21 protein-coding genes are annotated in these 22,855 nt (G+C 73.5%); 8 read left to right on the forward strand and 13 right to left on the reverse strand.

Annotation, left to right across the window (positions count from 1 at the left end; all coding sequences use genetic code 11):
- Window positions 1-4: 4 nt before the first annotated feature.
- Window positions 5-2,323 carry a glycoside hydrolase family 3 N-terminal domain-containing protein gene (locus CFP66_RS08695; protein ID WP_094922027.1) on the reverse strand — a complete coding sequence of 773 codons (2,319 nt, stop codon included), beginning with the start codon at window positions 2,321-2,323 and terminating at the stop codon, window positions 5-7.
- A 133-nt stretch (window positions 2,324-2,456) separates the two neighbouring features.
- Between CFP66_RS08695 and CFP66_RS08700 the strand changes: the two genes are divergently transcribed.
- From CFP66_RS08700 to CFP66_RS08710, 3 genes are all read left to right on the forward strand, one after another.
- Window positions 2,457-3,464, forward strand: coding sequence for a LacI family DNA-binding transcriptional regulator (locus CFP66_RS08700; RefSeq protein WP_094922028.1), 1,008 nt, complete (start codon window positions 2,457-2,459; stop codon window positions 3,462-3,464).
- Window positions 3,465-3,537: 73 nt separating this feature from the next.
- A complete protein-coding gene (locus CFP66_RS08705) occupies window positions 3,538-3,990 on the forward strand; it encodes a MarR family winged helix-turn-helix transcriptional regulator (RefSeq protein ID WP_198961323.1) in 453 nt (150 codons plus the stop codon).
- Entirely contained in the window at window positions 3,987-5,267 is a 1,281-nt protein-coding gene (locus CFP66_RS08710) for an MFS transporter (protein ID WP_094922030.1), read from the forward strand. Before CFP66_RS08705 ends, CFP66_RS08710 begins: the two co-directional genes overlap by 4 nt.
- 5 nt (window positions 5,268-5,272) lie before the next feature.
- On the opposite strand, the gene CFP66_RS08715 is transcribed toward CFP66_RS08710, so the two are convergent.
- The 6 genes from CFP66_RS08715 to CFP66_RS08740 form a co-directional block, all read right to left on the reverse strand.
- Window positions 5,273-6,055, reverse strand: coding sequence for a DeoR/GlpR family DNA-binding transcription regulator (locus CFP66_RS08715; protein ID WP_094922032.1), 783 nt, complete (start codon window positions 6,053-6,055; stop codon window positions 5,273-5,275).
- Window positions 6,056-6,061: 6 nt separating this feature from the next.
- On the reverse strand, window positions 6,062-7,534 hold the full coding sequence (locus CFP66_RS08720; protein ID WP_094922033.1) for a GntP family permease: 1,473 nt from the start codon (window positions 7,532-7,534) through the stop codon (window positions 6,062-6,064).
- 164 nt (window positions 7,535-7,698) lie between these two features.
- Complete coding sequence (locus CFP66_RS08725) at window positions 7,699-8,568, reverse strand: DeoR/GlpR family DNA-binding transcription regulator (RefSeq protein WP_198961324.1); 870 nt, start codon at window positions 8,566-8,568, stop codon at window positions 7,699-7,701.
- A gap of 91 nt (window positions 8,569-8,659) precedes the next feature.
- Window positions 8,660-9,703 carry a substrate-binding domain-containing protein gene (locus CFP66_RS08730; RefSeq protein WP_094922035.1) on the reverse strand — a complete coding sequence of 348 codons (1,044 nt, stop codon included), beginning with the start codon at window positions 9,701-9,703 and terminating at the stop codon, window positions 8,660-8,662.
- 25 nt (window positions 9,704-9,728) lie between these two features.
- Complete coding sequence (locus tag CFP66_RS08735) at window positions 9,729-10,742, reverse strand: ABC transporter permease (RefSeq protein ID WP_094922036.1); 1,014 nt, start codon at window positions 10,740-10,742, stop codon at window positions 9,729-9,731.
- Between the two features lies 1 nt (window position 10,743).
- Window positions 10,744-12,297, reverse strand: coding sequence for a sugar ABC transporter ATP-binding protein (locus tag CFP66_RS08740; protein WP_094922038.1), 1,554 nt, complete (start codon window positions 12,295-12,297; stop codon window positions 10,744-10,746).
- Window positions 12,298-12,483: 186 nt separating this feature from the next.
- Between CFP66_RS08740 and CFP66_RS08745 the strand changes: the two genes are divergently transcribed.
- Genes CFP66_RS08745 through CFP66_RS08755 form a run of 3 tightly spaced genes read left to right on the forward strand, consistent with a single transcriptional unit; the run spans window position 12,484 to window position 15,584 of the window.
- A complete protein-coding gene (locus CFP66_RS08745) occupies window positions 12,484-12,954 on the forward strand; it encodes an RpiB/LacA/LacB family sugar-phosphate isomerase (RefSeq protein WP_094922391.1) in 471 nt (156 codons plus the stop codon).
- Window positions 12,951-14,015 (forward strand): NAD(P)H-dependent glycerol-3-phosphate dehydrogenase, encoded by a 1,065-nt coding sequence (locus CFP66_RS08750; protein WP_094922039.1) that lies wholly within the window; start codon window positions 12,951-12,953, stop codon window positions 14,013-14,015. The genes CFP66_RS08745 and CFP66_RS08750 overlap by 4 nt, the downstream gene beginning before the upstream one ends.
- Before the next feature lie 27 nt (window positions 14,016-14,042).
- Window positions 14,043-15,584: an FGGY-family carbohydrate kinase gene (locus tag CFP66_RS08755; RefSeq protein WP_094922041.1), complete on the forward strand. Its 1,542-nt coding sequence runs from the start codon at window positions 14,043-14,045 to the stop codon at window positions 15,582-15,584.
- 31 nt (window positions 15,585-15,615) lie between these two features.
- On the opposite strand, the gene CFP66_RS08760 is transcribed toward CFP66_RS08755, so the two are convergent.
- The 5 genes from CFP66_RS08760 to CFP66_RS08780 form a co-directional block, all read right to left on the reverse strand.
- A complete protein-coding gene (locus tag CFP66_RS08760; protein WP_143517177.1) occupies window positions 15,616-15,987 on the reverse strand; it encodes a hypothetical protein in 372 nt (123 codons plus the stop codon).
- Window positions 15,984-17,048 carry a serine hydrolase gene (locus CFP66_RS08765; protein WP_158228048.1) on the reverse strand — a complete coding sequence of 355 codons (1,065 nt, stop codon included), beginning with the start codon at window positions 17,046-17,048 and terminating at the stop codon, window positions 15,984-15,986. The genes CFP66_RS08760 and CFP66_RS08765 overlap by 4 nt, the downstream gene beginning before the upstream one ends.
- Before the next feature lie 50 nt (window positions 17,049-17,098).
- On the reverse strand, window positions 17,099-17,617 hold the full coding sequence (locus CFP66_RS08770; RefSeq protein WP_094922045.1) for a helix-turn-helix domain-containing protein: 519 nt from the start codon (window positions 17,615-17,617) through the stop codon (window positions 17,099-17,101).
- A 41-nt stretch (window positions 17,618-17,658) separates the two neighbouring features.
- Complete coding sequence (locus CFP66_RS08775; protein WP_094922393.1) at window positions 17,659-18,654, reverse strand: Gfo/Idh/MocA family protein; 996 nt, start codon at window positions 18,652-18,654, stop codon at window positions 17,659-17,661.
- Between the two features lie 110 nt (window positions 18,655-18,764).
- Window positions 18,765-19,751: an amidohydrolase family protein gene (locus tag CFP66_RS08780; protein WP_233159277.1), complete on the reverse strand. Its 987-nt coding sequence runs from the start codon at window positions 19,749-19,751 to the stop codon at window positions 18,765-18,767.
- Between the two features lie 142 nt (window positions 19,752-19,893).
- Here CFP66_RS08780 and CFP66_RS08785 point away from each other — a divergent pair, with 142 nt between their 5' ends.
- Window positions 19,894-20,301: an ATP-binding protein gene (locus CFP66_RS08785; RefSeq protein WP_143517178.1), complete on the forward strand. Its 408-nt coding sequence runs from the start codon at window positions 19,894-19,896 to the stop codon at window positions 20,299-20,301.
- A gap of 370 nt (window positions 20,302-20,671) precedes the next feature.
- Window positions 20,672-21,775 (forward strand): winged helix DNA-binding domain-containing protein, encoded by a 1,104-nt coding sequence (locus tag CFP66_RS08790; RefSeq protein WP_094922049.1) that lies wholly within the window; start codon window positions 20,672-20,674, stop codon window positions 21,773-21,775.
- Between the two features lie 16 nt (window positions 21,776-21,791).
- On the opposite strand, the gene CFP66_RS08795 is transcribed toward CFP66_RS08790, so the two are convergent.
- Complete coding sequence (locus CFP66_RS08795; protein WP_143517179.1) at window positions 21,792-22,790, reverse strand: SDR family NAD(P)-dependent oxidoreductase; 999 nt, start codon at window positions 22,788-22,790, stop codon at window positions 21,792-21,794.
- Between the last annotated feature and the right edge of the window lie 65 nt (window positions 22,791-22,855).

Below are 22,855 nucleotides of genomic sequence, written 5' to 3' on the forward strand. Positions count from 1 at the left end.
GGGCTCAGCCCCGGTCGACCTCCACCCGCACGACCCGACGGTCGGCGGTCGAGATCTCGTGCACCGGACCCGTCAACTCCACCTCGCCCGTGAGCACCGGGTCGACGCAGCTGCGGCCGACGAACAGGGGAACCGTGCCCGGCTCGACCACCCGGACCATGCGCCGGTCGCTGAACGCCAGGCGGTGGGTCGGCACGTCGAGCACGACCTCGGCGCTCTCGCCGGGCTCGAGGTGCACGCGGGCGTAGCCGAGCAGCTGCACGACCGGCCGCGTCACGGAGGCGATGACGTCGCGGGCGTAGAGCTGGACGACCTCGGCGCCCGCCCGGTCGCCGGTGTTGGTGACGCGGCAGCGGGCCACGATCGCGCCGCCGGTGGGCACGCGGGCCTCGTCGATGCGCAGGTCGTCCAGGGCGAACGTGGTGTAGGACAGCCCGTGCCCGAACGGGCGCACGGGTGCGGTGTCGAGGTTGCTCACCGAGCTCGCCCCGCCCAGCGCCGGGTGCAGGTAGCTGTAGGGCTGGGCGCCGACCGAGCGCGGCAGGCTCACCGGCAGCCGGCCCGAGGGGTTGATCCGACCGGTGAGCACGCCTGCCACCGCTGCCGCGCCCTCCTGCCCGGGGAAGAACGCCTGCACGACCGCGGCGCAGCGGTCCAGCGCCCAGTCCAATGCGTAGGGGCGGCCGGTGAGCAGCACGAGCACGACGGGCGTGCCGGTCTCCAGCAACGCCTCGACGAGACGGCGCTGCACGCCGGGCAGGTCGAGCGAGTCGGCGTCGCAGCCCTCGCCGGAGGTGCCGCGGCCGAACAGCCCGGCCCGGTCGCCGACCACCGCCACGCACACCTGCGCCTCGCGGGCGGCAGCGACGGCGGCGGCGAACCCGCTGGTGTCGTCGGTGTCGACGTCCGCGCCGCGCGCGTGCACCACGGCCGCGGCGGGCAGCTCACCGCGCAGCGCGTCGAGCACGCTGTTCACGTCGAGGCCCAGCTCGAAGCCCGGGTGCTGGGGCAGAACGTGGTTGGCGAAGCTGTAGCACCCGAACAGGGCGGCGGTGTCGTCCGCGTTCGGTCCCACCACCGCGACGCGGGCGGGCGCAGCGAGCGGCAGGGTGCCGTCGTTGGCGAGCAGCACGACCGACTCCTCGGCCAGCCGGGAGGCCAGAGTCCGGTGCGCGGGCGGGTCCAGGTCGATCGCCGCGGCGTCGATGTCCGCGTAGTCCTGCGGCGTCCGGTCGAGCAGGCCGAGCTGCGCCTTCTGCGCGAGCACGCGGGCGCAGGCGCGGTCGACGACCTCCTCCGGCAGCGCACCCGAGCGCACCCGCTCGGCCAGCGGCTCGAGGTAGGCGGTGCCGGTGGGCAGCTCCACGTCGATCCCGGCCGCGAGCGCCTGCGCGGCGGCGTCGCCGAGGTCGTTGGCCACCCGGTGCAGGGTGTGCAGGAACGCCACGGAGAAGTAGTCGGCCACGACGGTTCCGGTGAACCCCCACCGCTCCCGCAGCACACCGGTGAGCAGGGCGGCGTCGGCCGCGACCGGGAGACCGTCGATCTCGGCGTAGGAGTTCATGACCGAGCCGACGCCGCCGTCCAGGACGGCCATCTCGAACGGCGGCAGGAGCACGTCGGCCACCTCGCGCGGGCCGGCGTGCACCGGGGCGAGGTTGCGCCCGGCCCGCGAGTTCGAGTAGCCGACGAAGTGCTTGAGCGTGGCCAGCACGCCGGTGGACTGCACGCCTCGCACGTAGGCGGTGGCGATCGTGCCGACGACGTACGGGTCCTCGGAGATGCACTCCTCCACCCGGCCCCAACGGGCGTCGCGCACGACGTCGAGCACCGGGGCAAGGCCTTGGTGCACGCCCAGGCTGCGCATCGACGCCCCGATCGCCGCCCCCATCTCCTCGACGAGCGCGGGGTCGAAGCTCGCACCCCACGCGAGCGGCGCGGGGAAGGTCGTCGCCTTCCACGCGGCGAGCCCGGTGAGGCACTCCTCGTGCACGAGGGCGGGGATCCCGAGCCGGGTGTCCGCGGTGAGCAGCCGCTGCTTCTCGGCGAGCGCCCTGGCGCCCTCGACCGGGTCGACCGGAGCCGTGCCGAAGGGGCGGGTGAGCTGGCCGAGGCCGTGCGCGGCGAACGCCGCGAACTCGCTCTCCACGGCCTGCATCGCGTCCTGCATCGGGGCGACGTCGCCGCCCTCGCCCGAGCCGCCGCGTCCCTCCCACAGCCCGACGAGCTGGGCGAGCTTCTCCTCGAGGCCCATGCCCGCGATGAGCCGGTCGATCCGCGACCGCTCGCCGACGGTGGCGCGCGGGGACACGTCGGTGCTCATGGAGCCCTTCCGGTAGCCGAAAGTTTCGAATACTTGCGACTTGCGGCGCTGACGGTAAGTTGCGCCCCATCGCCCGTCAAGCATGTTCGCTTGGAGCTCGTAGTCCTCGAAACTTTCGGTCGGAGGAGGGTTCATGCCCAGCCGTCGCGTGACGATCGCGGAGATCGCCGCCTTCGCCGGGGTCTCGGTGCCGACCGTGTCCAAGGTCCTCAACGGCCGCTCGGACGTCGCGGAGGCCACCCGCAAGCGCGTGCAGCAGATCATGGCCGAGCGCGGCTACCGCCGGCGCGCGTCGGGCGGCAGCCGCCCCGTCGGGCTCGTCGACATGGTGCTGCCGAGCCTCGACTCCCCCTGGGTGGTCGAGGTGCTGCGCGGAGCCGAGGCCGAGGCCCGCAGGTCGGGCACGCAGATCGCCGTGACCTCGGCGGACGGGGAGCCCGCTGGCGAACGCCGGTGGCTGGACCGACTGGCCACGCGCCGCTCCGACGGGCTCGTCCTCGTGGTCAGCGAGGCCGGGCCGGAGACCCTCGAGCAGTTGGCCGCGCTGCACACGCCGGTCGTGCTGCTCGACCCCGTCGGCGGGAGCGCGCCCGAGTTCGCCACGGTCGGCGCCACGAACTGGGCGGGCGGGGTGAGCGCCGTCGAGCACCTCGTGGCGCTGGGCCACCGGCGGATCGCCGTGCTCTCCGGACGCCCGCAGCTCGTCTGCAGCCAGGAGCGCGTCGAGGGCTACCGCGCCGCGCTGGCCCGGGCCGGCATCCCGGTCGACGAGCGGCTCGTGCACTTCGGCGACTTCCGGCCCACCGGCGGCCGGGCGGGCACCCGCACCGTGCTCGACCTGCCAGACCCGCCGACGGCGATCTTCGCGGGCTCCGACATGCAGGCGTTCGGCGTGTACCAGGAGGCGGCCGAGCGGGGGCTGCGCATCCCGGAGGACCTCAGCGTCGTCGGCTTCGACGACATCGCCTTCAGCGAGCTCATGGCCCCGCAGCTCACCACCGTGCGCCAGCCGCTGGCCCGGATGGCCGCCGAGTCCGTGCGGCTGCTGCTCGCCGCGGGCGAGGACGGCATCCCCGACCCGCCGCCGCGCCTGGAGCTGGCCACCCACCTCGTCGTCCGGGGGAGCACCGGCCCGGCGTGACGCGGCTCGCGCCCCGACCCTCCCGCGCAGGCGTATAGTTGCTTGTCGGCAGACAAATAATCTGGGAGGGCACGTGACCGCGGGATTCGACGACGACGACGTCGCCCGCCTGCGCATCGCGCTCGGGCGCATCTCCCGCTTCCTCGACCGGCTCTCCCGGGGCGACCAGCTCACGCGCACACAGGCGTCCGTGCTGGCCAGCGTGATGCGGCTGGGACCGATCCGGATCTCCGAGCTGGCCGACGTCGAGGGCGTCAACCCCACGATGCTCTCGCGCATCGTCGCGAAGCTGGAGGACGCCGGGCTGTTCCGGCGCCTGCCCGACCCCGCAGACGGCCGGGTCGTCCTCGTGGAGGTCACCGAGGCCGGCCGCATCGAGCAGCTGCGGTTGCGCGCCGAGCGCAGCGAGCTGCTGAGCGCCCGGCTCGCCGCGCTGCCCCCGGCCCGCGCGGACGAACTGCTCGCCGCGCTGTCCGCCCTCGAGTCACTGGCCGACGAACTCGCCCCCCGAACGGAGAACGGATGACCCTCATCGGCGAGCGCGCGCTCGCCCCGCTCGACGCCCTGCGCCGTCAGACCTTCGCCTCCCTGACCATCCCCAACTACCGCCTCTTCATCGGCGGCCAGGCCGTGTCGCTGGCCGGCACCTGGATGCAGACCATCGCCCAGTCCTGGCTGGTCCTGCAGCTCACCGGCTCGGCCACCGCCGTCGGGCTGGTCGTCGCCCTGCAGACGCTGCCGATCCTCCTGTTCGGCCCCTACGCCGGCGTGGTGGTCGACCGGCTGGACAAGCGCACGCTGCTGGTCGGCCTGCTCTCCGTGATGGGCGCGCAGGCCGTGCTGCTCGGCGTGCTGACGGCCACCGGCACCGTGGCGTTGTGGCACGTCTACGTGCTCGCCTTCCTGCTCGGCGCGGTGAGCAGCGTCGAGAACCCGGCCCGCCAGACGTTCGTCCAGGAGCTCGTCGGCCCCGACAACCTGCGCAACGCCGTGAGCCTCAACTCGGTGCTGGCCAACGTGTCCCGCGCCGTCGGGCCCGCCCTCGCCGGCATCGTCATCGCCACCGGCGGCATGGCCGTCTGCTTCCTGCTCAACGCGGCGAGCTTCGCCGCCGTCATCGCCTCGCTGACCCGCCTCGACAGGACCGCCCTCACCCCCTCGGCGCCCGCCCCGCGCGCACCCGGCCAGCTGCGGGAGGGCCTCGACTACGTGCGGCGGACCCCGGTGCTGGCCGTGCCGCTGGTGATGATGGCGCTGGTCGGCTGCCTCGCCTACGAGTTCCAGGTGGTCCTGCCCATCGTCGCGAGCGAGACCTTCGGGGGCGACGCGAGCACCTACGGCTTCCTCACCGCCGCGATGGGCGTGGGCGCCGTGGTCGGCGGCCTCGGCATGGCCGCGTGGGGCCGCACCGGCATGTGGTCGCTCGCCGTCGCGGCGGCCGCGTTCGGCGTCGCGATGCTGGCGACCGCGCTGGCCCCCACGTTGGTGGTCGCGCTCGTGGGGATGGCGCTGGTCGGCGCCGCGAGCGTGGCGTTCCAGTCCACGGGCAACAGCACCCTGCAGCTGGCCTCCGCCCCGCACATGCGAGGGCGCGTCATGGCGCTGTGGGCGGTCGCGTTCCTCGGCTCCACACCGATCGGCGGCCCGATCGCCGGCTACGTCAGCCAGCACTTCGGCGGCCGCGCCGGGCTGGCGATGGGCGCCGTGGCCTGCCTGCTGGCGGCCGGGCTCACCGCAGTCGTCGCGCGCCGCGAGAAGCGGCGCACGGGCGCCGCGGCCGGGCAGGCGCTGCCCACCACCTGACGCCGTCAGGGGCGTTCCGGCGCGACGCCGACGACGGTCACCCCGGCCGCGCGGTACGGGTCGAGCACCTCCGGGTCGGCCTCGTCCGTGACGAGCGTCCACCCCGCGGGCAGCGGCGCCCAGCACGGCACCGCGTGCGGGGCCAGCTTGGTGGCGTCGGCGAGGACGACCACCCGGCGGGCCCGCTCGGCGACCTTCTCCTTCACCGCGGCCTCCGGCAGTGTCGGCTCGCCGACACCGTGCACCGGGTGCACGGCGTCGCCGCCGAGGAAGGCGACATCGACGACCAGCCGGTCCAGCGCCAGCGCCGCCAGCGGGCCGACCAGCCCGTGGCTCTTCGCGGTGACCGACCCGCCCACCAGCACGACCTCCAGTCCGGCCGCACCCGCGAGGAAGAGCGCGATCTCCGGACTGCGCGTCACCACGGTGAGCCCGTCGCGGCCCGGGAGGTGCTCGGCGAGCCGGGCGCAGGTCGAGCCGGAGTCGAGGAAGACCGTGCCGCTCTCGGGCAGCAGGCCCGCGGCGACCGCGCCGATCGCAGCCTTGGCGGCCGGTTCCAGCCGCACCCGCTCGCTGAGCTCGCGCTCGTGGAACGCCGCGGCCGTCACCGCCCCGCCGTAGGTCCGGGTCACCGCACCCTGGCGGGTCAGCCGGCCCAGGTCGCGGCGCACCGTCGACGGCGAGACGTCCAGCGCCGCGGCGAGGGCCTCGACGTGCGTGGTCCCGGCCCGCAGCAGCGCCAGCAGCCGCTCGTGCCGGGACCGGGTACCGCGGCGCAGCTCCGACACGACCGGTCAGCCGAGCACGAGGTCGGCCACGAGCAGCAGGGGGAGCGACGCCAGCCAGACGGCCGTGGTGATCCCCGACCAGCCGCGCAGCGCCGCCGTCCCGTCCAGCCCGGTGAACCGGGTGACGACCCAGAAGTACGAGTCGTTGAAGTAGCTCGTCACGAGCGCGCCCGCGCAGCACGCCAGCGCCGCGACCAGCGGGCTGAGCCCGAGCGAGCCGACCAGCGGCGCCGTCACGGATGCCGCGGTGATCATCGCGACCGTGCCGGACCCCTGCGCCAGGCGGACCAGCGTGGAGACCAGGAACGGCACCAGGACGCCGGGCAGGCTGATCGCCGCGATCGCCTCGGCCAGCGCGTCCCCCACGCCCGAGGACCGCAGGACCTGGCCGAGCGCGCCACCGGCACCGGTGATCAGGATGATCAGGCCGGCCGATGCCGCCCCGTCGGCCAGCCAGTTGTGCACCCGACCGCGCGGCGTCCACCGCGGGAGCAGCAGGTAGACCGCGAGCGCGATCCCGATGACCAGTGCGATGACCGGGTTGCCGATGAACGCGAGTGCCGCGGCCCAGTCGGAGGCGACGTAGCCCTCGCCGGTCAGGGCACCCTGGTTGTTGCGGTCGATCGCGGTGGCCACCGTGTTCGCCACGATGAGCAGCAACGGGACCAGCAGCGGGACGGACGCGAGGAGCGCGCCGACCCGGTGCGGCCGGGCGCCCTCGGGCGGAGTGCCGAGCTCGGACGGCGTCCCGGCGGCCTCGCCCGCGTCCTCGGTACCGGGTCCACCTTCGATCGTGGTGGTGCGCGCGGTGCCGCTCCCGCCGGTCGTCCCGTAGACCGCCGTGCGCACGGCCGGGCTGACCTCGCTCTCCAGCTTCGGGCCGAGCCACTTGGCGTACACGACGGCGACCGGCAGGAGGAGCACGGAGAACACCAGTCCGACGAGGATGAGACCGCCCAGGTCGGCGCCGATGATGCCGGCGACGCCGAGCGGTCCCGGGGTCGGCGGCACGAGGCAGTGGGTGATCGCCATGCCTGCGCCGAGCGCGAGGGCGAGCGTGACGTAGCCGCGCTGCTCGGCGCGGGCGATCGAGCGCGCCAGCGGATTCATGATCACGTATCCGGAGTCGCAGAACACCGGGATCGAGACGAGGGCGCCCGTGCTCGCCATCGCCCACGGTTCGCGGCCCTTGCCGAAGAGGCGCAGGAACGCGTGGGCGAGCGCGCCCGCCGCGCCGGACACCTCGAGGATCTTGCCGATCCCGACGCCGAGGCCGATCACGATGCCGATCGACGCGAGCGTGTTGCCGAAGCCGGTGGTGATCGAGGAGACGATGTCGCCCGCGTTCTGGCCTGCCACCGCGCCGGTGACGACCGCGGCGACGAGCAGCGCCACGAACGCGTCGAGCCGGGTCCGCAGGACCAGCACGATGATGGTCGCGATCCCGAGGACCAGTGCCAGTAGGAGTTGAAGGTCCACGTGGAGGGCTCTCCTCGTCGAGGGCGGTGATCGGGCCCGGTGATCGGGCCCGAGCCATCCTCGACCCGTGGAATTGCTCGAAGCAAGCACTTCAAGGTCACGAAGATGCGCAGATCGAGCAAGTCAGGCGCGTACGACGAGCGAGGCCGCCGCGGTGTCCGGGGTCAGGCCGACCTGTCCGGCCCGAAGTCGGACAGCTCCCGACCGGCGGAAGATGTGGCCGTGCCGGTGCGCGATCGCGACGGAGCGACCACCACCTCCACGCCCTTCTGCCGCAACCGACGCTGGTGCTCTGCCGGGGTGGCGGCGTCGACGATGACGACATCGAAGTCCGTGAGGGGGAGCAGGGCGTGCAGTGCACGGCGGTCGAACTTCGTGTGGTCGACGTAGAGGATCCGCTGAGCTGCGGATTCGAACATGGCGCGCTTGACCAGCACGGTGTCCTGCGTCTGGTGGAAGCAGACGTCGTCGGTGATCGCCGAGGTGGAGGTGATGAAGGTGTCGGCCCGGATGGCCTTGATCGCGGCGAGGGTCATCCCGCCCATGGTGGCGTCGCACCACCCGTAGTACTGACCGCCGAGCAGGTTGAGCGTGATCCCCGATTCCCGGGCGAGCTCGGCGGCGACGCTGAGGAAGTTGGTGATGACCGTCAACGGGGCGCGTGCGGGGAGCAGCCGAGCGAGGTAGATCCCGGTGGTCGAGTCCTCCATGAGGATGGCCTGGCCTGGCTCGACGTAGTCCAGGGCCGCGTGCGCGAGCGCCTCCTTGTCGGCCTGGTTCTGCCCGAGCCGGAACGCGGTGTTGGACTCGAAGAGGCTCGAGGCCAGGGCGGTGGCCTGACCGCGGGTCTTGCGCAGCACGCCCTGGTTCTCGAGCTCGTCGAGGTCGCGGTGCACGGTCATGACGCTGACGCCGAATCGCTCGGCCAGGGCCTCGATGCGGACGGTGCCCTCGGCGATGACGGTCTCTGCGATGCCGAACTGCCGGGTGCGCTGCTTCGAGGCCCGGGACGAGGACTGCTCGTCGGTGTCCACGATCGATCCCCTGATTCGCTGGCGATGGTCGGCACGGACCGCCGGGCCCGCGGGGGCGATCCTCCCACGGGCCCGGCAGCCGATCGGCGACTCAGGCACCGCCGGCGAGCTCCTCGTCGGCGATGTCACCGGTCCCGAGGTTTCGCTCGACCAGCGCCGGCAGCTGCTGCAGGAAGGCGTCCTTGCCGGTGACGACGTGATCCATGACGGTGTCGACGTTGGCGGTGGTCACCGGCGGCATCCGGTAGACGTACTCCTCCTCGACGGGCTGCCCCTCGACGATGCGCTTCGCGACTGCCAGGCCCGCGGCGAGCTCGACGCGGCCGTGCTGCAGCGACGTGCCGATGAAGTCGCCGTTCTGGACCGCGCGCAGGCCGTCCTCGATGCCGTCGATACCGACGACGGGGATGTCCTTGCCTGCCTCGTTCAGGGCTTGCACCGCGCCGAGACCCATGTCGTCGTTCTCGGCGACGATGCCGTCGACCTGGTCGCCGAAGCCGGCCAACCAGTTCTTCACCTTGTTGACGGCCTCGGCACGCTCCCAGTTCGCGGTGTCCTGTGCCAGCACCCGGATACCGGGGTACTCGCGCAGGACGTTCTCGATCCCCCGGGTGCGGCCGAGCTCCGGCGAGGAGCCCAGCGGCCCCTGCAGGATGACGATCTCGCCCTGCCCGCCGAGGCGCTCGGCCATCATCCGCATCTCCTGCTCGCCGGCGGCGACGTCGTCGGGCAGCACGGTCGCGGCGAGGCCGGCGTCCGCCGAGAGCGTGGTGTTGACGGCGAGGACGGGGATGCTCGCGGCCTCGGCCTGCGCGAGCTGCGGACCGAGGGAGTCGGCCTGCACCGGGACGATGATGATGGCGTCGACGCCCTGGTTGACCAGCTGTTCGACCTGGCTCGCCTGGGTGCTGACGTCGTCGCCCGCGGACGTCCACACCAGGTCGATGTCGTGGGCCGCGGCGTAGGCCTCCATGCCCTCGCGTCCCTGGCTGATGAACGAGGACATGTCGTAGACCGTGACGCCGATCTGCATGGCGGCGTCGGCGGCGGGGTCGCCTGCGCCGCATGCGGCGCTGGTGGTCAGGACGGCGGCGGTGCCGACGGCGGTGAACGCGCGGCGCAACTTCGTGATCATGTGGGGTCCTTCCGTGGTCCGCGGTTCAGGAACGGCGGTTGCTGGCCCAGACGTCGACGGCCACCGCCGCGACGATGAGCACGCCCTTGATGACGCTCTGCCAGTAGGCCGGGACGGTGAGCAGGTCGAAGCCGTTGTTGAGGGTCTGGATGAGCAGCAGCCCGAGCGCGGTGCCCCAGATCGAGCCGCGCCCGCCCATCAGGCTGGCGCCGCCGATCACGACGGCCGCGATCGCGTCGAGCTCGTAGCCGGTGCCCAGGGTGGGTGGACCGGAGATCACGCGGGAGGCGAGGATGACCCCGGAGAGCCCGGCGAGCAGCCCGCTGAAGGCGTAGACGCTGAACAGGACGCGGCGGACCTTGATGCCGGCGAGTTCGGCGGCGACCCGGTTGCCACCGACGGCATAGACGCGCATCCCGTACGCCGTGCGCGACATGACCAGGGCGAGCGCCACGATCCCGACGATCATGACGAGCACCGGGACCTGGACGCCCAGGACACGGGTGTTGGCGATCGCGCCGAAGTTCTCCGGGAGCCCGTTGATCGGGGCGCCGGCGCCGATGACGAACGCCAGCCCGGAGCCCGTGGTGAGCATGCCGAGGGTCGCCACGAACGGCGGGACGTTGAGCCGGGAGACCAGGAAGCCGTTCACCGCGCCCGCGGCGAGCCCGACGAGGAGGCCCACGAGCACGGCCAGGGCGAGCCGTTCGGGATGGTCCTTCACGGTGGCGGCGGCGGCCATCGCGCTGACGGCGATGACGCTGCCGACGGACAGGTCGATGCCGCCGGTGAGGATGACCAGGGTCTGGCCGAGCGCGATGAGCGCGAACGGCGCGGCCGCGATCGCGATCGTCTGCCAGTTCTCCAGCGTGCCGAAGCGCGCGCTGCGGTAGCTGAAGTAGGCGATGACCAGCAGCATCACCACGACCATTGCGTGCCGGGTGAGCAGGTCCTGGACCCAGGTGCTGCGGAACCGGCGGGCCGTGGCGGCTTCTGCGGGGCGGGTCGGGGTGGGCGGGCTCGTCTGTTGCACGGTCATGTCAGGCCGTCCTTGGCGCTGAGGTGGTCAGGGGCTGGGGCTCGCCGGTCTCGGGATCGGATCCGGCGGCGAGGTGGAAGATCGTGCGTTGCACGTCGGGCGCATCGAGGGCTGCGCGGTCGAGCTCGCCGGCGACCGCGCCGCCGCGCATCACCAGAACCCGGTGGGACAGCCCGAGCACCTCGGGCATGTCCGAGGAGGCCATGACGACGGCCATCCCGGCGGCGGCGAGCTCGGCGACGAGGCGGTAGATCTCGCTGCGGGCGCCGACGTCCACGCCGCGGGTGGGCTCGTCGAGCAGCAGGACGTCGACGTGCTGGGTGAGCCAGCGGGCCAGCACGACCTTCTGCTGGTTGCCGCCGGAGAGGGTGGCCACCTGCTGGGACAGCCCGCGGCTGCGCAGCCCGACCGACTCCATGACCTCGCCGATGCGCCGCTGCCGGTGCCGCGGGCGCAGCCAGCCGCCGGTGCAGAACGTCGGCAGCCGCGGCAGCGAGCCGTTGTCGAGCACGCTCATCGAGAGCACCAGGCCCGCGCCCTTGCGGTCCTCGGGGACCAGCGCCATGCCCGCGGCGATCGACCCGGCGGGGGACGGGCGCGCCGGCCGGCCGCCGACGCGGACCTCGCCACCGACCCGCCGTCGCGCCCCGAAGATCGACTCGAGGAGCTCGGTGCGGCCGGCCCCGACCAGTCCGGCGAGCCCGACGACCTCGCCCGGCCGGGCGGTGAAGCTGACCGGCTCGGCGAACCCGGCGACGTGCAGCCGGTCGACCTCGAGGACCGGGGCGCCGCCGCCGGGCTCGACGGTCGCAGGGAACAGCCCGCCGAGCTCGCGGCCGATCATCGCGGCCACGATCTCGTCGTCGGCCAGGTCGGCGACCGCGCGGTCGAGGACGAGCTCGCCGTCGCGCAGCACCACCGCCCGGTCCGCGACCGCGCGGATCTCCTCCATCTTGTGCGTGGTGTAGAGCATCGCCACGCCACGCTCGCGCAGCTTGCCGACCACGCCGTAGAGGCGGTCCACCTCGCGCTCGGGGATGGCGGAGGTGGGCTCGTCGAGCAGCAGGACCCGGGCGCCCCAGCTGGAGTTCTTGACGATCTCGACGAGCTGGCACAGCGCCACGCCGAGCCGCCGCATCGGAGTGGCGGGGTCGATGTCGACGTCGAACACGGCGAGCATCTCGCGGGCCTGCGCGGCCATCCGGCGGCGGTCCAGCAGCCCCACGCGGGTGCGCAGCTCGCGGCCGAGGAAGAGGTTCTCGTAGACGGTCATGTCGCTGATCGGGGCGAGCTCCTGGGGCACGATCGCGACGCCGAGGCCCCTGGCCTCCCGCGGATCGGCCCGGTGCAGCGGGCGGCCCGCCACCAGGACCTCGCCGGTGTCCGGGCGCACCAGCCCGGACACGATCTTCATCAGGGTGGACTTGCCGGCGCCGTTCTCCCCGGCCAGGGCCGTGACGGTGCCCGGGTCGAGGGCGAGCGACACCCCCTTCAGGACCGGGACCCCGCCGAAGGCCTTGACCAGTCCGCGGCATTCCAGGGTGGTGTCCGCCATGACGCCTCCGCTGTCCGCGCCAACGAAGGCGCTGTTCTCACATGGCATGCGTTGTTCCGCACATCATTCACGTGAGAAACCCCGTGTCAAGGGTTGCTAACGAGAAATCTCACGTGTCTACTGTTAAAGGCAACGTTTCTCGTGTTGGAGCCGCACTGGGCGGCCGACCACCCTCGGAGGCGCTCGATGTCCGACAAGCCCATCGCCCTCGGCAACGACGATGCGGCGATCGCCCTGAGCGAGGTGCTCGCCGAGCACCTCGCTGCCCGGGGCTTCCGCGTCGACCGTTACGGGCCCGCCACCGCATCCGCGGCCGGCGAGGACTACCCCGACGTCGCGGTGCAGGTCGCCCAGCGCGTCGCCGACGGCACCCACGACCGCGCGGTGCTGCTGTGCGGCACCGGGATCGGGATGGCCATCGCGGCCAACAAGGTGCCCGGCGTGCGGGCCGCGCAGGCCGCGGACACCTACAGCGCGGAGCGCGCCCGCAAGTCCAACGACGCTCAGGTGCTCGCCATCGGCGCGCGCACCGTCGGCCCCGAGCTGGCCCGAGCGATCGTCGACGCCTGGCTGGCCAGCGAGTACGAGGGCGGCCGGTCGGCGTCGAAGGTGGCCAAGCTCGTCGCCCTGGACGGCGCCCGGGCGGCGGTCCGATGAGCGCAGGCGCGCCGGCCCGCCCCCGCGAGGTCGCGATCCTCGGCGCCGGTGCGATGGGGTCGGCGCTGGCCACCCCGTTCCGCGACGCCGGGTGGGGCGTGCGGCTGTGGGGCACCTGGCTCGACGACCACCTGCTCGCGGCCTGCCGGGCCGGCGAGCCGCACCCCCGCACCGGGGTGCCGCTCGCGCCGGGGACCCGGCTGTTCACCGCCGCCGATCTGGACGCCGCGCTCGACGGCGCGGAGCTCGTGGTGCTCGCCGTCGCCTCCGGCGGCGTCGAGGAGGTTGCCCGCCGCGCGGCCCCGGCGATGGCGGGCACGCGCGCGGTGCTGCTGACCAGCAAGGGCTTCGCGCCGGACGCCGCGGGCCGGATCCGGCTGCTCCCCGAGGCGGTGCGGGCCGCCGCCGCCGAGCGCGGCGTCACGCCCCCGCCGGTGATCGCCGTCGGCGGGCCGTGCAAGGCCAACGAGGTCGCCGCGGGCCGGCCGACCGCCGCCGTGTTCGCGGCCGCCGACCGCGCGCTCGCCGCCGAGGTCGCCAAGAGCGTCGCCACCCCCGGCTACCGTGCGGAGAGCAGCGCCGACGAGGTCGGTGTGGAGGTGTGCGCGCCGATGAAGAACGTGTATGCGATCGCCCTCGGCGTCGCCGACGGTCGCTCCGAACGCGACGGCACGCCGTGGCACGACCTCAAGGCCGCGGTGTTCGCGAAGGCCGTGGGCGAACTGGTCCTGCTCACCGAGCTCGTCGGGGGCCGCGCCGACACCGCGGTCGGGCTGGCCGGGGTCGGCGACCTCGAGGTCACCGGGCTGTCCGGGCGCAACAAGGTCTATGGCACCCGGATCGGGCGCGGCGAAACCGCGCGGGCCGCGCTCGCGGCGATGCAGGGCGCGGAGCAGACCGTCGAGGGGGTGCCCGCGGCCGCGCTGGCGGCCCGCCTGGTGGACCAGCGTGCCCCCGACGCGTGGCCGCGGCTGCCGCTGCTGCGCGCCGTGCGCGCCATCCTCGCCGACGAGCACGACCCCGTCGAGCTGCTGGTCGAGGCCGCGCTCCCCCAGCACTGAACGAAGTCGACCCGATCGGAGACCCCCGTGCCCACCAGGACCCCCGTCGTGATCGGTGTGGACTGCTCCACCACCGGGGCGAAGGCCGTCGCCTTCGACGCGGCCGGCGCGGCCGTCGCCCAGGCCCGTCGCGGGTACGGCCGACGCAGCCCCCGCCTCGGCTGGCAGGAACAGGATCCGCAGGACTGGTGGGACGCGGCCTGCGGCGCGCTCACCGAGCTCGCCGCGCTGCTCGCCGCAGGCGGCCACGAACCCGTCGGTCTCGCACTCACCCACCAGCGGGAGACCTTCGCCTGCCTCGATGCGGACGGCCACCCCGTCCGGCCGGCGGTGATGTGGCTCGACACCCGGGCCGGCGAGCAGATCGCCCGGCTCGGCAGCACCGCCGTCCACGAGCGGTCCGGCAAGCCGGCGTCGACCACGCCGAGTCTGTACAAGCTCGCATGGCTAGCCGAGCACGAGCCCGCGGCGCTGGCCCGCACCGCCACCGTCGTGGACGTGCACGGGTTCCTGGTCGGCAGGCTGACCGGGGAGCGCGCCACCAGCTGGGCCAGCGCCGACCCGCTTTCCCTGCTGGACATGCTCAATTTCGACTGGGATGCCGGCCTGCTCGCGGCGGCCGGACTGCACCCCGACCAGCTTCCGCGGCTCGTGCCGCCCGGCGCGGTCCTCGGCGGTGTGACCAAGGATGCCGCGGCGGCGACCGGCCTGCCCCCGGACCTGCCCGTCGTGGCCGGCGCCGGCGACGGGCAGTGCGCCGGCCTCGGCGCCGCGGTCGACGCGGCAACGGCCTACCTCAACCTCGGCACCGGCCTCACCCTCGGCACCCACAGCGACGACTACGTGTGGACGCGCGCCTTCCGCACCCTGGCCAGCCCGGTCGCCGGCGCCTACACCCTCGAGGCGCTGCTGTCCTCGGGCGCGCTGTCCATCGCGTGGCTGCGCGACCTCGTGGCGAGCCCGGACGCGGCCACCGGTCGCGGCGAGATCGAGCTCGGCGAGCTGGCCGCCGCGGTCCCGCCGGGGGCCCGCGGGCTGCTCTACCTGCCCTACCTGACCAGCGCGGAGTCCCCGCACTGGGACCCCGACGCGCGGGCCTGCTTCATCGGGCTCTCCGACGGCCACGGCCGGGCCGAGATGTTCCGCGCGGTGCTCGAGGGCCTCGCCTACGAGGAGCGCCTCACCGTCGAGCTCGTCGAGCAGGCCACCGCCCGCCCGATCGAGCGCGTCGTGGTGATGGGCGGTGCCTCCCGCTCACCGGTGCTCACCCAGCTGCTCGCCGACGTCCTCGAGCGGCCGGTTGCGATCAGCGCCGCGGTCGAGACCACCGCGCTCGGTGCGGCGATGCTCGCTGCCGCAGGCGTCGGGCTGGCCGGTGTCACCGACCTGCCCGCGACCGCGACCCGGATGAGCCGGGTGGCCGAGGTCCGCACCCCCGATCCGGCGGTCCGTGGGCGCTACCGGCAGGCCTACGCGGTGTACCGCGACCTCTACCCGACCCTCAAGCCCTTGTTCCCGCGGCTGTCCGCCCTGCGCGACGAGCTGCCCGGCGAGGAGACCATCCCATGACCGGCCCCGCCCGACCTCGACCTCAACCGAGTCAGGCGAGCACGACGAGCGCGCCTGCCCCGATCACGGCGTACACCGCGGCGAGGGCCGCCCGGCGCCGCGCCACGCCGCGATCCGGCCCGTCCTCGCCCGTGGGCGCCCACCCCAGCGTCGGCCAGCGCAGGACCGCGCCGGCGAGGCCGAACCCGACCGCACCCACCGCGACCACCCACAGCCACGACAGCGGAACGGGCGGGGGCGCCACGGCCCGCACCGCCGCGAGCGCCACGACCGCCTCCACGCCTGCGCTGACCAGCACGTACCGGTCGGGGGCCGCGAACCGGACCGACCACGCCCGCAACACCTGCCCGGTGACCATCGCGAGCGCGACCACCAGCACGACGGGCCCGACCACAGCACTCACGCGTCCGCTCCGATCCGTGCCAGCAGGCTGAACCCGGCCCGCGTCACGTGGTTCGGCGACTCGCCCACCGCGGAGAGCACGGCGACGCCCACTCCCGCCTGTCGATCGATCCCGATGAACGCGGTGAAGCCACCGGTGCCGCCGTTGTGCCACACCACCTCGTGCCCGGTCTCGGGGTCGGTCCGGGTGAACCAGGCCCAGCCGATGCGGTCCTCCTCGTCGAAGGGCAGGCGCGGGGCGAGGGCGTCGATCCCGGGTGCCTCGCCGGTGAGCAGCGCGCGGGCGAGCACGGCCATGTCCGTCACGTCGGCCCGCACGGCACCCGCAGGTGCCGCCGCCTCGCCGAGCCACGGGTCGGCGCGGCGGCCACCCCCGGTCTCGCCGATCACGTCACCTGGGCCGAGCTCGGCCGCGGACACCGGGACGATCGTGTCCTGCATCCCGAGCGGCCCGAGCACCCGCTCGGCCAGCAGTTGCGGGTATGACGCGCCGGCCGCCGCGGCGAGCGCGGCGCCCAGCAGCTCGAACCCGGTGTTGGAGTAGGTGGCGGGCGGCTCGGTGAGCTCGGCACCCTCGAGCGATGCGAGCCGCTCGGCGAGCGTCGCGTCGTAGGGGTTGGCGGCGGCCAGCGATCCCCAGTAGTTGCGCAGGAACTGCCCCATCGTCTCGGGCTGCGACGTCAGGCCCGAGTGGTGCGTGGCGAGCTGCGCGAGGGTGACGTCGGCGAGCGGCGGGTCGAGCGGGAGCAGGGCACCCACGCGGGTCTCGGGCGTCACCTCGCCCCGGCCGATCATGTCCGCGAACAGCAGGCCGGTGAGGCCCTTGCTGATCGAGCCGATCTCGAACCGGTCCTGCAGGCCGGCGCCGATCGCGGCGGTACGCACGTCCTGCGCGGTCACGGCCGCGACGGCCAGCGCGGGCCGGTCCGGCCCGATGACGTCGCGCGCCAGCTCGGCCAACCCGGCGTCGCCGACGTGCCCGCTCGGCAGCGGTCCCGGGGCCGGGCGCCAGAGCAGCCCGGCCGCCAGCGCCGGCAGGACGCACATCACGATCACGAGCACGCGCCGCCCGGTGCCAGGAGCTCTCCCCGTGGGGGTCACGACGCGCCCGTTCACAGCGCGGTCACGATCGCGACGAGCAGCGGCACGATGCGCTCCGCGGGAACCTGGACCTGGCCGCGGCCGCTCGAGCGCAGCCATCCGGCACCGGTGAGCGTGCGCACGTGGTGGTAGACCTGCCCGGTGGTCCCCATGCCCGCCAGCTCGGCGAGCGCGGCCGGGCTCGTGTGCCCGTTCAGCACGGCGAGCAGGAGCCGCAGGCGCACGGGGTGTCCCAGCGCAGCGAGGCGCGCCGCCGCGCTGCCCGTGGCACCCTCGTCGAGCGCGAGGAGGGCCTGGGTTGCGAGGCCGTACTGCCATTCGGCGCGGCCGGCGGCCGTGTCGACGGTCCCGGCGAGCACGACTCCGCCGCCCTCGACGCCGGCCAGCTGCTCCCGCAGGCCCTGCAGCACCCAGTAGACGCCTGCGTCCGCGGGCCCCGATGGCGGTTCCTCGGACGCGGTCTCGATCCCGAGCCGGGCCTCGACGGCGCGCAGCCGGGCGTCGAGGTCACGCCACGGCTCAGCGGTCATGCACCAACTATTACGAATTTACGTAATTCCCGCAAGCCCGGTCACGGCAACTCGGCGGGACCCTCCTGCGGCACCATGCCGAGCTGGTCGGCGACGGCGCCGAGCACGTCCTGGACGGCGATCGTGTCGACGAGCGGCATCACGGCGCTCTCCGGCCGCCCCGCGAGCACGCCGTCGGTGACCTCCCGCAGCTCGTGCGCGTAACCGGCGCCGGTGGCCGGTGCCGTGATCTCCTCGGGGTCCCGGCCGGTGCGGTGCAGCACGATCGTGTCGGGGTGGTGGAAGCGCGGCAGGACGTCGATCCAGCCGGCGCTGCCGAACACCCGCATCTGTCCGGGCGTGGCGCAACGCAGCGACGTGAACAGCGAGGCCGTGCGGCCGTCGGCCCAGCCGAGCAGCACCGCCTCCTCGACGTCCACGCCCGACGGCGCGAGGGTGCCGTGCGCGACGACGGTGTCGGGCGCGCCGAACAGCATCTGGGCGAACGAGACCGGGTACACCGTCAGGTCGAACAGCGCGCCGCCACCCGCGGCGATGTTGTAGAAGCGGTCCTGCGGATCGATGGGGGCGTTCACGCCCAGCTCGCCCTGCACGCTGCGGACGTCCCCAATCGCGCCGGCCGCGAGCAGCTCACGCAGGCGCACGACCGCGGGCTGGAAGCGCGTCCACATCGCCTCCATCACGAACACGCCGGCCTCCGTGGCGGCCGCGGCGATCTCGCGGGTGGCCGCGGGCGTGACCGTGAACGCCTTCTCGACCAGCAGCGCCTTCCCCGCCTTCAACGCCGCCAGCGCCACCGCGCGGTGCTGCGGGTGCGGCGTGGCGATGTAGAGCGCGTCGACCTCGTCGTCCTCGACGATCGCCCGGTAGGAGCCGTGGGCACGGCCGATGCCGTTCGCCGCGGCGAAGGCCTGGGCACGCTCGGCCGACCGGGACGCGACGGCGACGACCTCCGCATCGGGCAGGTGCGCGAAATCGCGCACCACCTTCGCGGCGATCCGGCCCGGGCCCACCACTCCCCAACGAACGCTGTTCATGCCGTCCATCCTCACCCACGGCCCTCCACAGCTGTGGACAACCCCGCGTCTCACACCGAGTCGCCGCCGGGCCCTGTCACCACAATTGCTTTCCGCCCGCCGACCTCGTCTCAGATGTCGAGGCCGTACAGGGATGCCGCATTGGCCGACGAGAACTTCTGGCGCTCCGCATCGGATGCGAACTCCCCCAGGAAGGAATCGATCTCCTCGCGGGTCGGCTGCTGGAAGGGGTAGTCGGTGGAGAAGATCAGCCGGTCGACGGAGGTCACCGACAGGGCGTGCTGCAGGAGCGCCGGGTTGAGCATGCCGGAGGTGGTGATGAAGAAGTTCGACCGCATGTAGTCGGACACCGATCGCTGCAATCCGGCGACGCGGGAAAGGCTGTCGGCCCGGTCCAACCAGAACAGCAGCATCTCCCCCCAGTGGCCGAGCACGACCTGGAGGTCGGGATGCCGGTCGAAGGTACCGCGGAGTACCAGCCGCAGCGCCGCCGTCGCGGCGTCCAGGTGCCACCCCCATCCGAAGGTGGCGAGGGCGAGATCGGTCATGGGATCGAAACCGCGGTAGGACGCGTCCCGAACAGCAGTCGACGGAATCTGAGGATGGATGAACACCGGTTGGCCGAGCTCGGATGCGGCCGCGAAGAAGTCGTCGTAGACGGGATCGTCGAGGACGAGGTCTCCCGAGCGGCCGTAGACCATGGTGCCCACGTGACCCGTGGCCGCCGCTCGTTCGAGCTCGCCTGCAACATCTCGTGGCGACGACATGGGCAGCGTGGACAACGATCGGAACCGGGACGGGTTGCTGCGGACGGCCGCCGCGGCGACGTCGTTCGCGGCGCGGCTCAGGTGCAGGGCATCCGCGGGGGGCAGCGGCTGGGTCCCCGGTGGCGTCAGGGCGAGGATCGACACGTCGATGCCTTGAGCGTCCATGGCCGCGATTCGGCCTGCCCCCAGGTCCTCCAGGCGCTGCCGGTTGTCACCCATCTCGTTGAAGGCCAGGCTCTCGTCGCGATCCTGGTGCGGCACGGCGCCGAGAGCGGCGGCCAGCTCGGGCATGACCCAGTGTTCCTCGATGGCGATGAGCGTCACGACCATCATCCTGCTCGCCCTGGACCAGCGCTTCTGAGCGGCCTGGCCTCACGGGGACCAGGTCCGTGTAGCGGCCCCCGAACCGGGAATGGGTTAGACGCTGAGGTCGGAGGTGAGTGTTGTGAGCGGTTCGAAACGATCCGGCGACGTGGGAGTGGGGCGGTCGCCGGTGCTGCGCTGGCACTTCCCGTCCTCGGCCGCCGCGGTGGGGCGCATGCGGCAGGAGCTCGACACCGCCCTCAGCCGGCTGGACGCGTCCGGCGACAGCCACGATGCGGTACTCCTCGTCGCCAACGAGCTCGCCGCGAACGCCGTCGAGCACGGCGACGGCGAGGTGGACGTGCGGGCCACGTTCTCCGACGGATCCGTTCGGATCGCCGTCAGCGACGCCTCTCCCGACCCGCCGCGGATTCGCCCACCGAGCCTGTCGGCACTGCGGGGGCGGGGCCTGCGGGTGATCGACGGTCTGGCGACGCGGTGGAGTTGGAGCGCCGACAGCACAGGGAAGACGGTGTGGGCGGAAGTGCCGACCGATGGTGGGCTCGGCGGACGATGATGGCCGCTCACCGCTCGTGACGTCGCCGCCCGTGCGGCGCACGCAGCTCCACGCTCGAGCGGTGCCCCCGCCTGACGCGATGGCGCCCGCGGCGGAAGTACCGCCGGAGCCATCGCACCAAGTTGATCATGAAGGCGAGGCTACCCAGCCCGACACGATGGGTGAGCGGGGCAGTTACGAACCGTGAGCGGCCATCCCCGCCGGTGGCTCGACGGGCAGCACCCGTGCCGATGTGGCGCACACCACCGAGCCGGCCCGCGAGAAGAGGCCAGCAGTTGTCCGCTTCTGCCGAGATCCTGGCGCCGCCGGGTACTGGTCCACCTCCCGCGCCGCTCGACACCCTGCAGACCGACGGGACGGAGACGAGACGATGCGCGCTCCGACGCAGACCATCGGTGCGCGGGCGCTGGGCCGCGCGATGCTCGCCCGGCAGTTCCTGCTCGAGCGGGCCGACGTCCCGGTCGTCGATGCCGTCACACACCTGTGCGGCCTGCAGGCCCAGGAACCGCAGGAACCCTTCGTCGGGCTCTGGTCGCGGCTGCGCTCGTTCGACCCGGCAACGCTGTCGGGTCTGCTCGTGGACCGGCAGGTGGTGCGCACCCACCTCATGCGACGCACGGTCCACCTGGTCACGGCCCGGGACGCGCTGGCATGGCGATCGCGCCACGACGCGATGCTGCGGCAGCGGGTGCTGGGGGTGTACCGGCGCGAGCTCGCCGGGATCGATCTCGATGAGCTCGCCGCGGCGGGCCGCGCGGTCATGGCCGACGGCAGGTCCCGCTCCATGTCCGAGCTCGGGCGCGTGCTCGCCGAACACCGGCCGGGGCCGGGACCGCGCGTGCTCGGCGAGACCGTGGTCGCCGCCCTCGTCCCGATGGTGCAACTCCCGCCCCGCGGGCTGTGGCGCACGATCGCCGGTGTCCAGAACGTTCCGATGTCGTCCTGGCTGGGCCGGGAGGTCGAGCCGTCGGCCGCGGACGGAGCCGACCCGGTCGGGAAGACGCTGGTGCGGCGCTACCTCGCCGCGTTCGGCCCTGCGGCCACCGCCGACCTGCGTGCCTGGTGCGGCCTCGCCGGGCTGCCCCGCGCGGTGGCGGCGGTCCGCGACGAGCTGATCTCCTTCCGGGACGAGCGCGGCCGCGTCCTCCTCGACCTCCCCGACGCGCCCCGCCCCGACCCCGACACCCCGGCCCCGGTGCGCTTCCTGCCGGCGTTCGACAACGCGATCCTGGGCTACGACGACCGCAGTCGGATCGTCGACGACGCCCACCGCGGCCTGTCGGTGGCCGGCGAACGGCCAGTGCTGGTCGACGGCCGTGTCGCCGCCACCTGGACGGTCGAGGCCGGCGCCGTGACCGTCACCCCGCTGCGCCGCCTCTCCCGAACCGACCGCACAGCCGTAGCCGAGGAGGGCCGAGTACTGGCGGCATTCCTGTCAGACGGAGAACACCACCGCGTCCAGGTCTCCCCGTGACGCTGGTTGCCGTGCCCTACGCCGTCAGCAGCCGCTCACTCAGGTCCCAGAGGCGTCGTGCCGATCCCGGGTCCACGGCGTGCGGCACGACGTCGGACGTGACGATCGGTTCGGTGCCGAAGTCGATGGGCTCCGGTGCGTCGTCCAGTGGCGAGATGTCGTTGTCCTTCAGGTAGACACCGCCGATGCCGGCGAGCTGCGGGCCGGCCGCGGCGAACACGATGGTGGCCGCGCCCTGTTGCGGCGTCTTCATCTCACGGTCGGGATCGATGACCGGCCGACCGGACTCGTCGATCAGCCCCATCGCCAGGTTCATGGCCCGCACATGGTCCTCGGGCATCGAGTTGCCCAGGTTCGTGCTCACGACGACCCCCGGGTGCACGGCGTAGCCGCGGATCCCCGCGTCGGCCCACCGGCGGTCCAACTCGACGGCGAACAGCACGTTGGCGGTCTTGGACTGGCCGTAGGCGAGCATTCCGTCGTAGCCGGTGGTGAAGTGCGGGTCGTCCCACCGGATGTCGGAGAGCCGGTGACCCCCGGACGACACGTTGACCACCCGGGCGCCGTGGGCAGCGCGCAGCGCGGGCAGCAGACCCAGGGTCAGCTGGAAGTGACCGAGGTGGTTGGTCGCGAACTGCGACTCGTAGCCGCGGGCGTCGCGCACCAGCGGACCTCCCATGAGGCCGGCGCCGTTGACCAGGATGTGGAGGGGACGGCCGGAATCGAGGTAGCGGGTGGCGAAGGCGTCGACCGACGTCGGGTCGAGGAGGTCCAGCCGGCCGATCTCGACGCGCTCGACCCCGGCCAGCGCCGGCGCTGCCCGGTCCGGGTTGCGCGAGCCGACGGTCACGGACGCGCCGGCCTTGCTGAGCGCTCGGGTGACCTCCAGGCCGAGCCCGACGTGGCCGCCGGTGACGATGGCGTTCGTGCCGGCCAGATCGACGTCCTGGAGGACCTCGTCGGCGGTCGATGCCGCCGTGAAGCCGGAGCCGATGGGGTGCTGCTTCTGAACCATGCCACCACTGTGCGAGCACCTGTCCGTACTGTGAATGGTTGACGGTCCGCATTTATTGCGCGACC

Source organism: Pseudonocardia sp. MH-G8, from assembly GCF_002262885.1.
Classification (GTDB): domain Bacteria; phylum Actinomycetota; class Actinomycetes; order Mycobacteriales; family Pseudonocardiaceae; genus Pseudonocardia.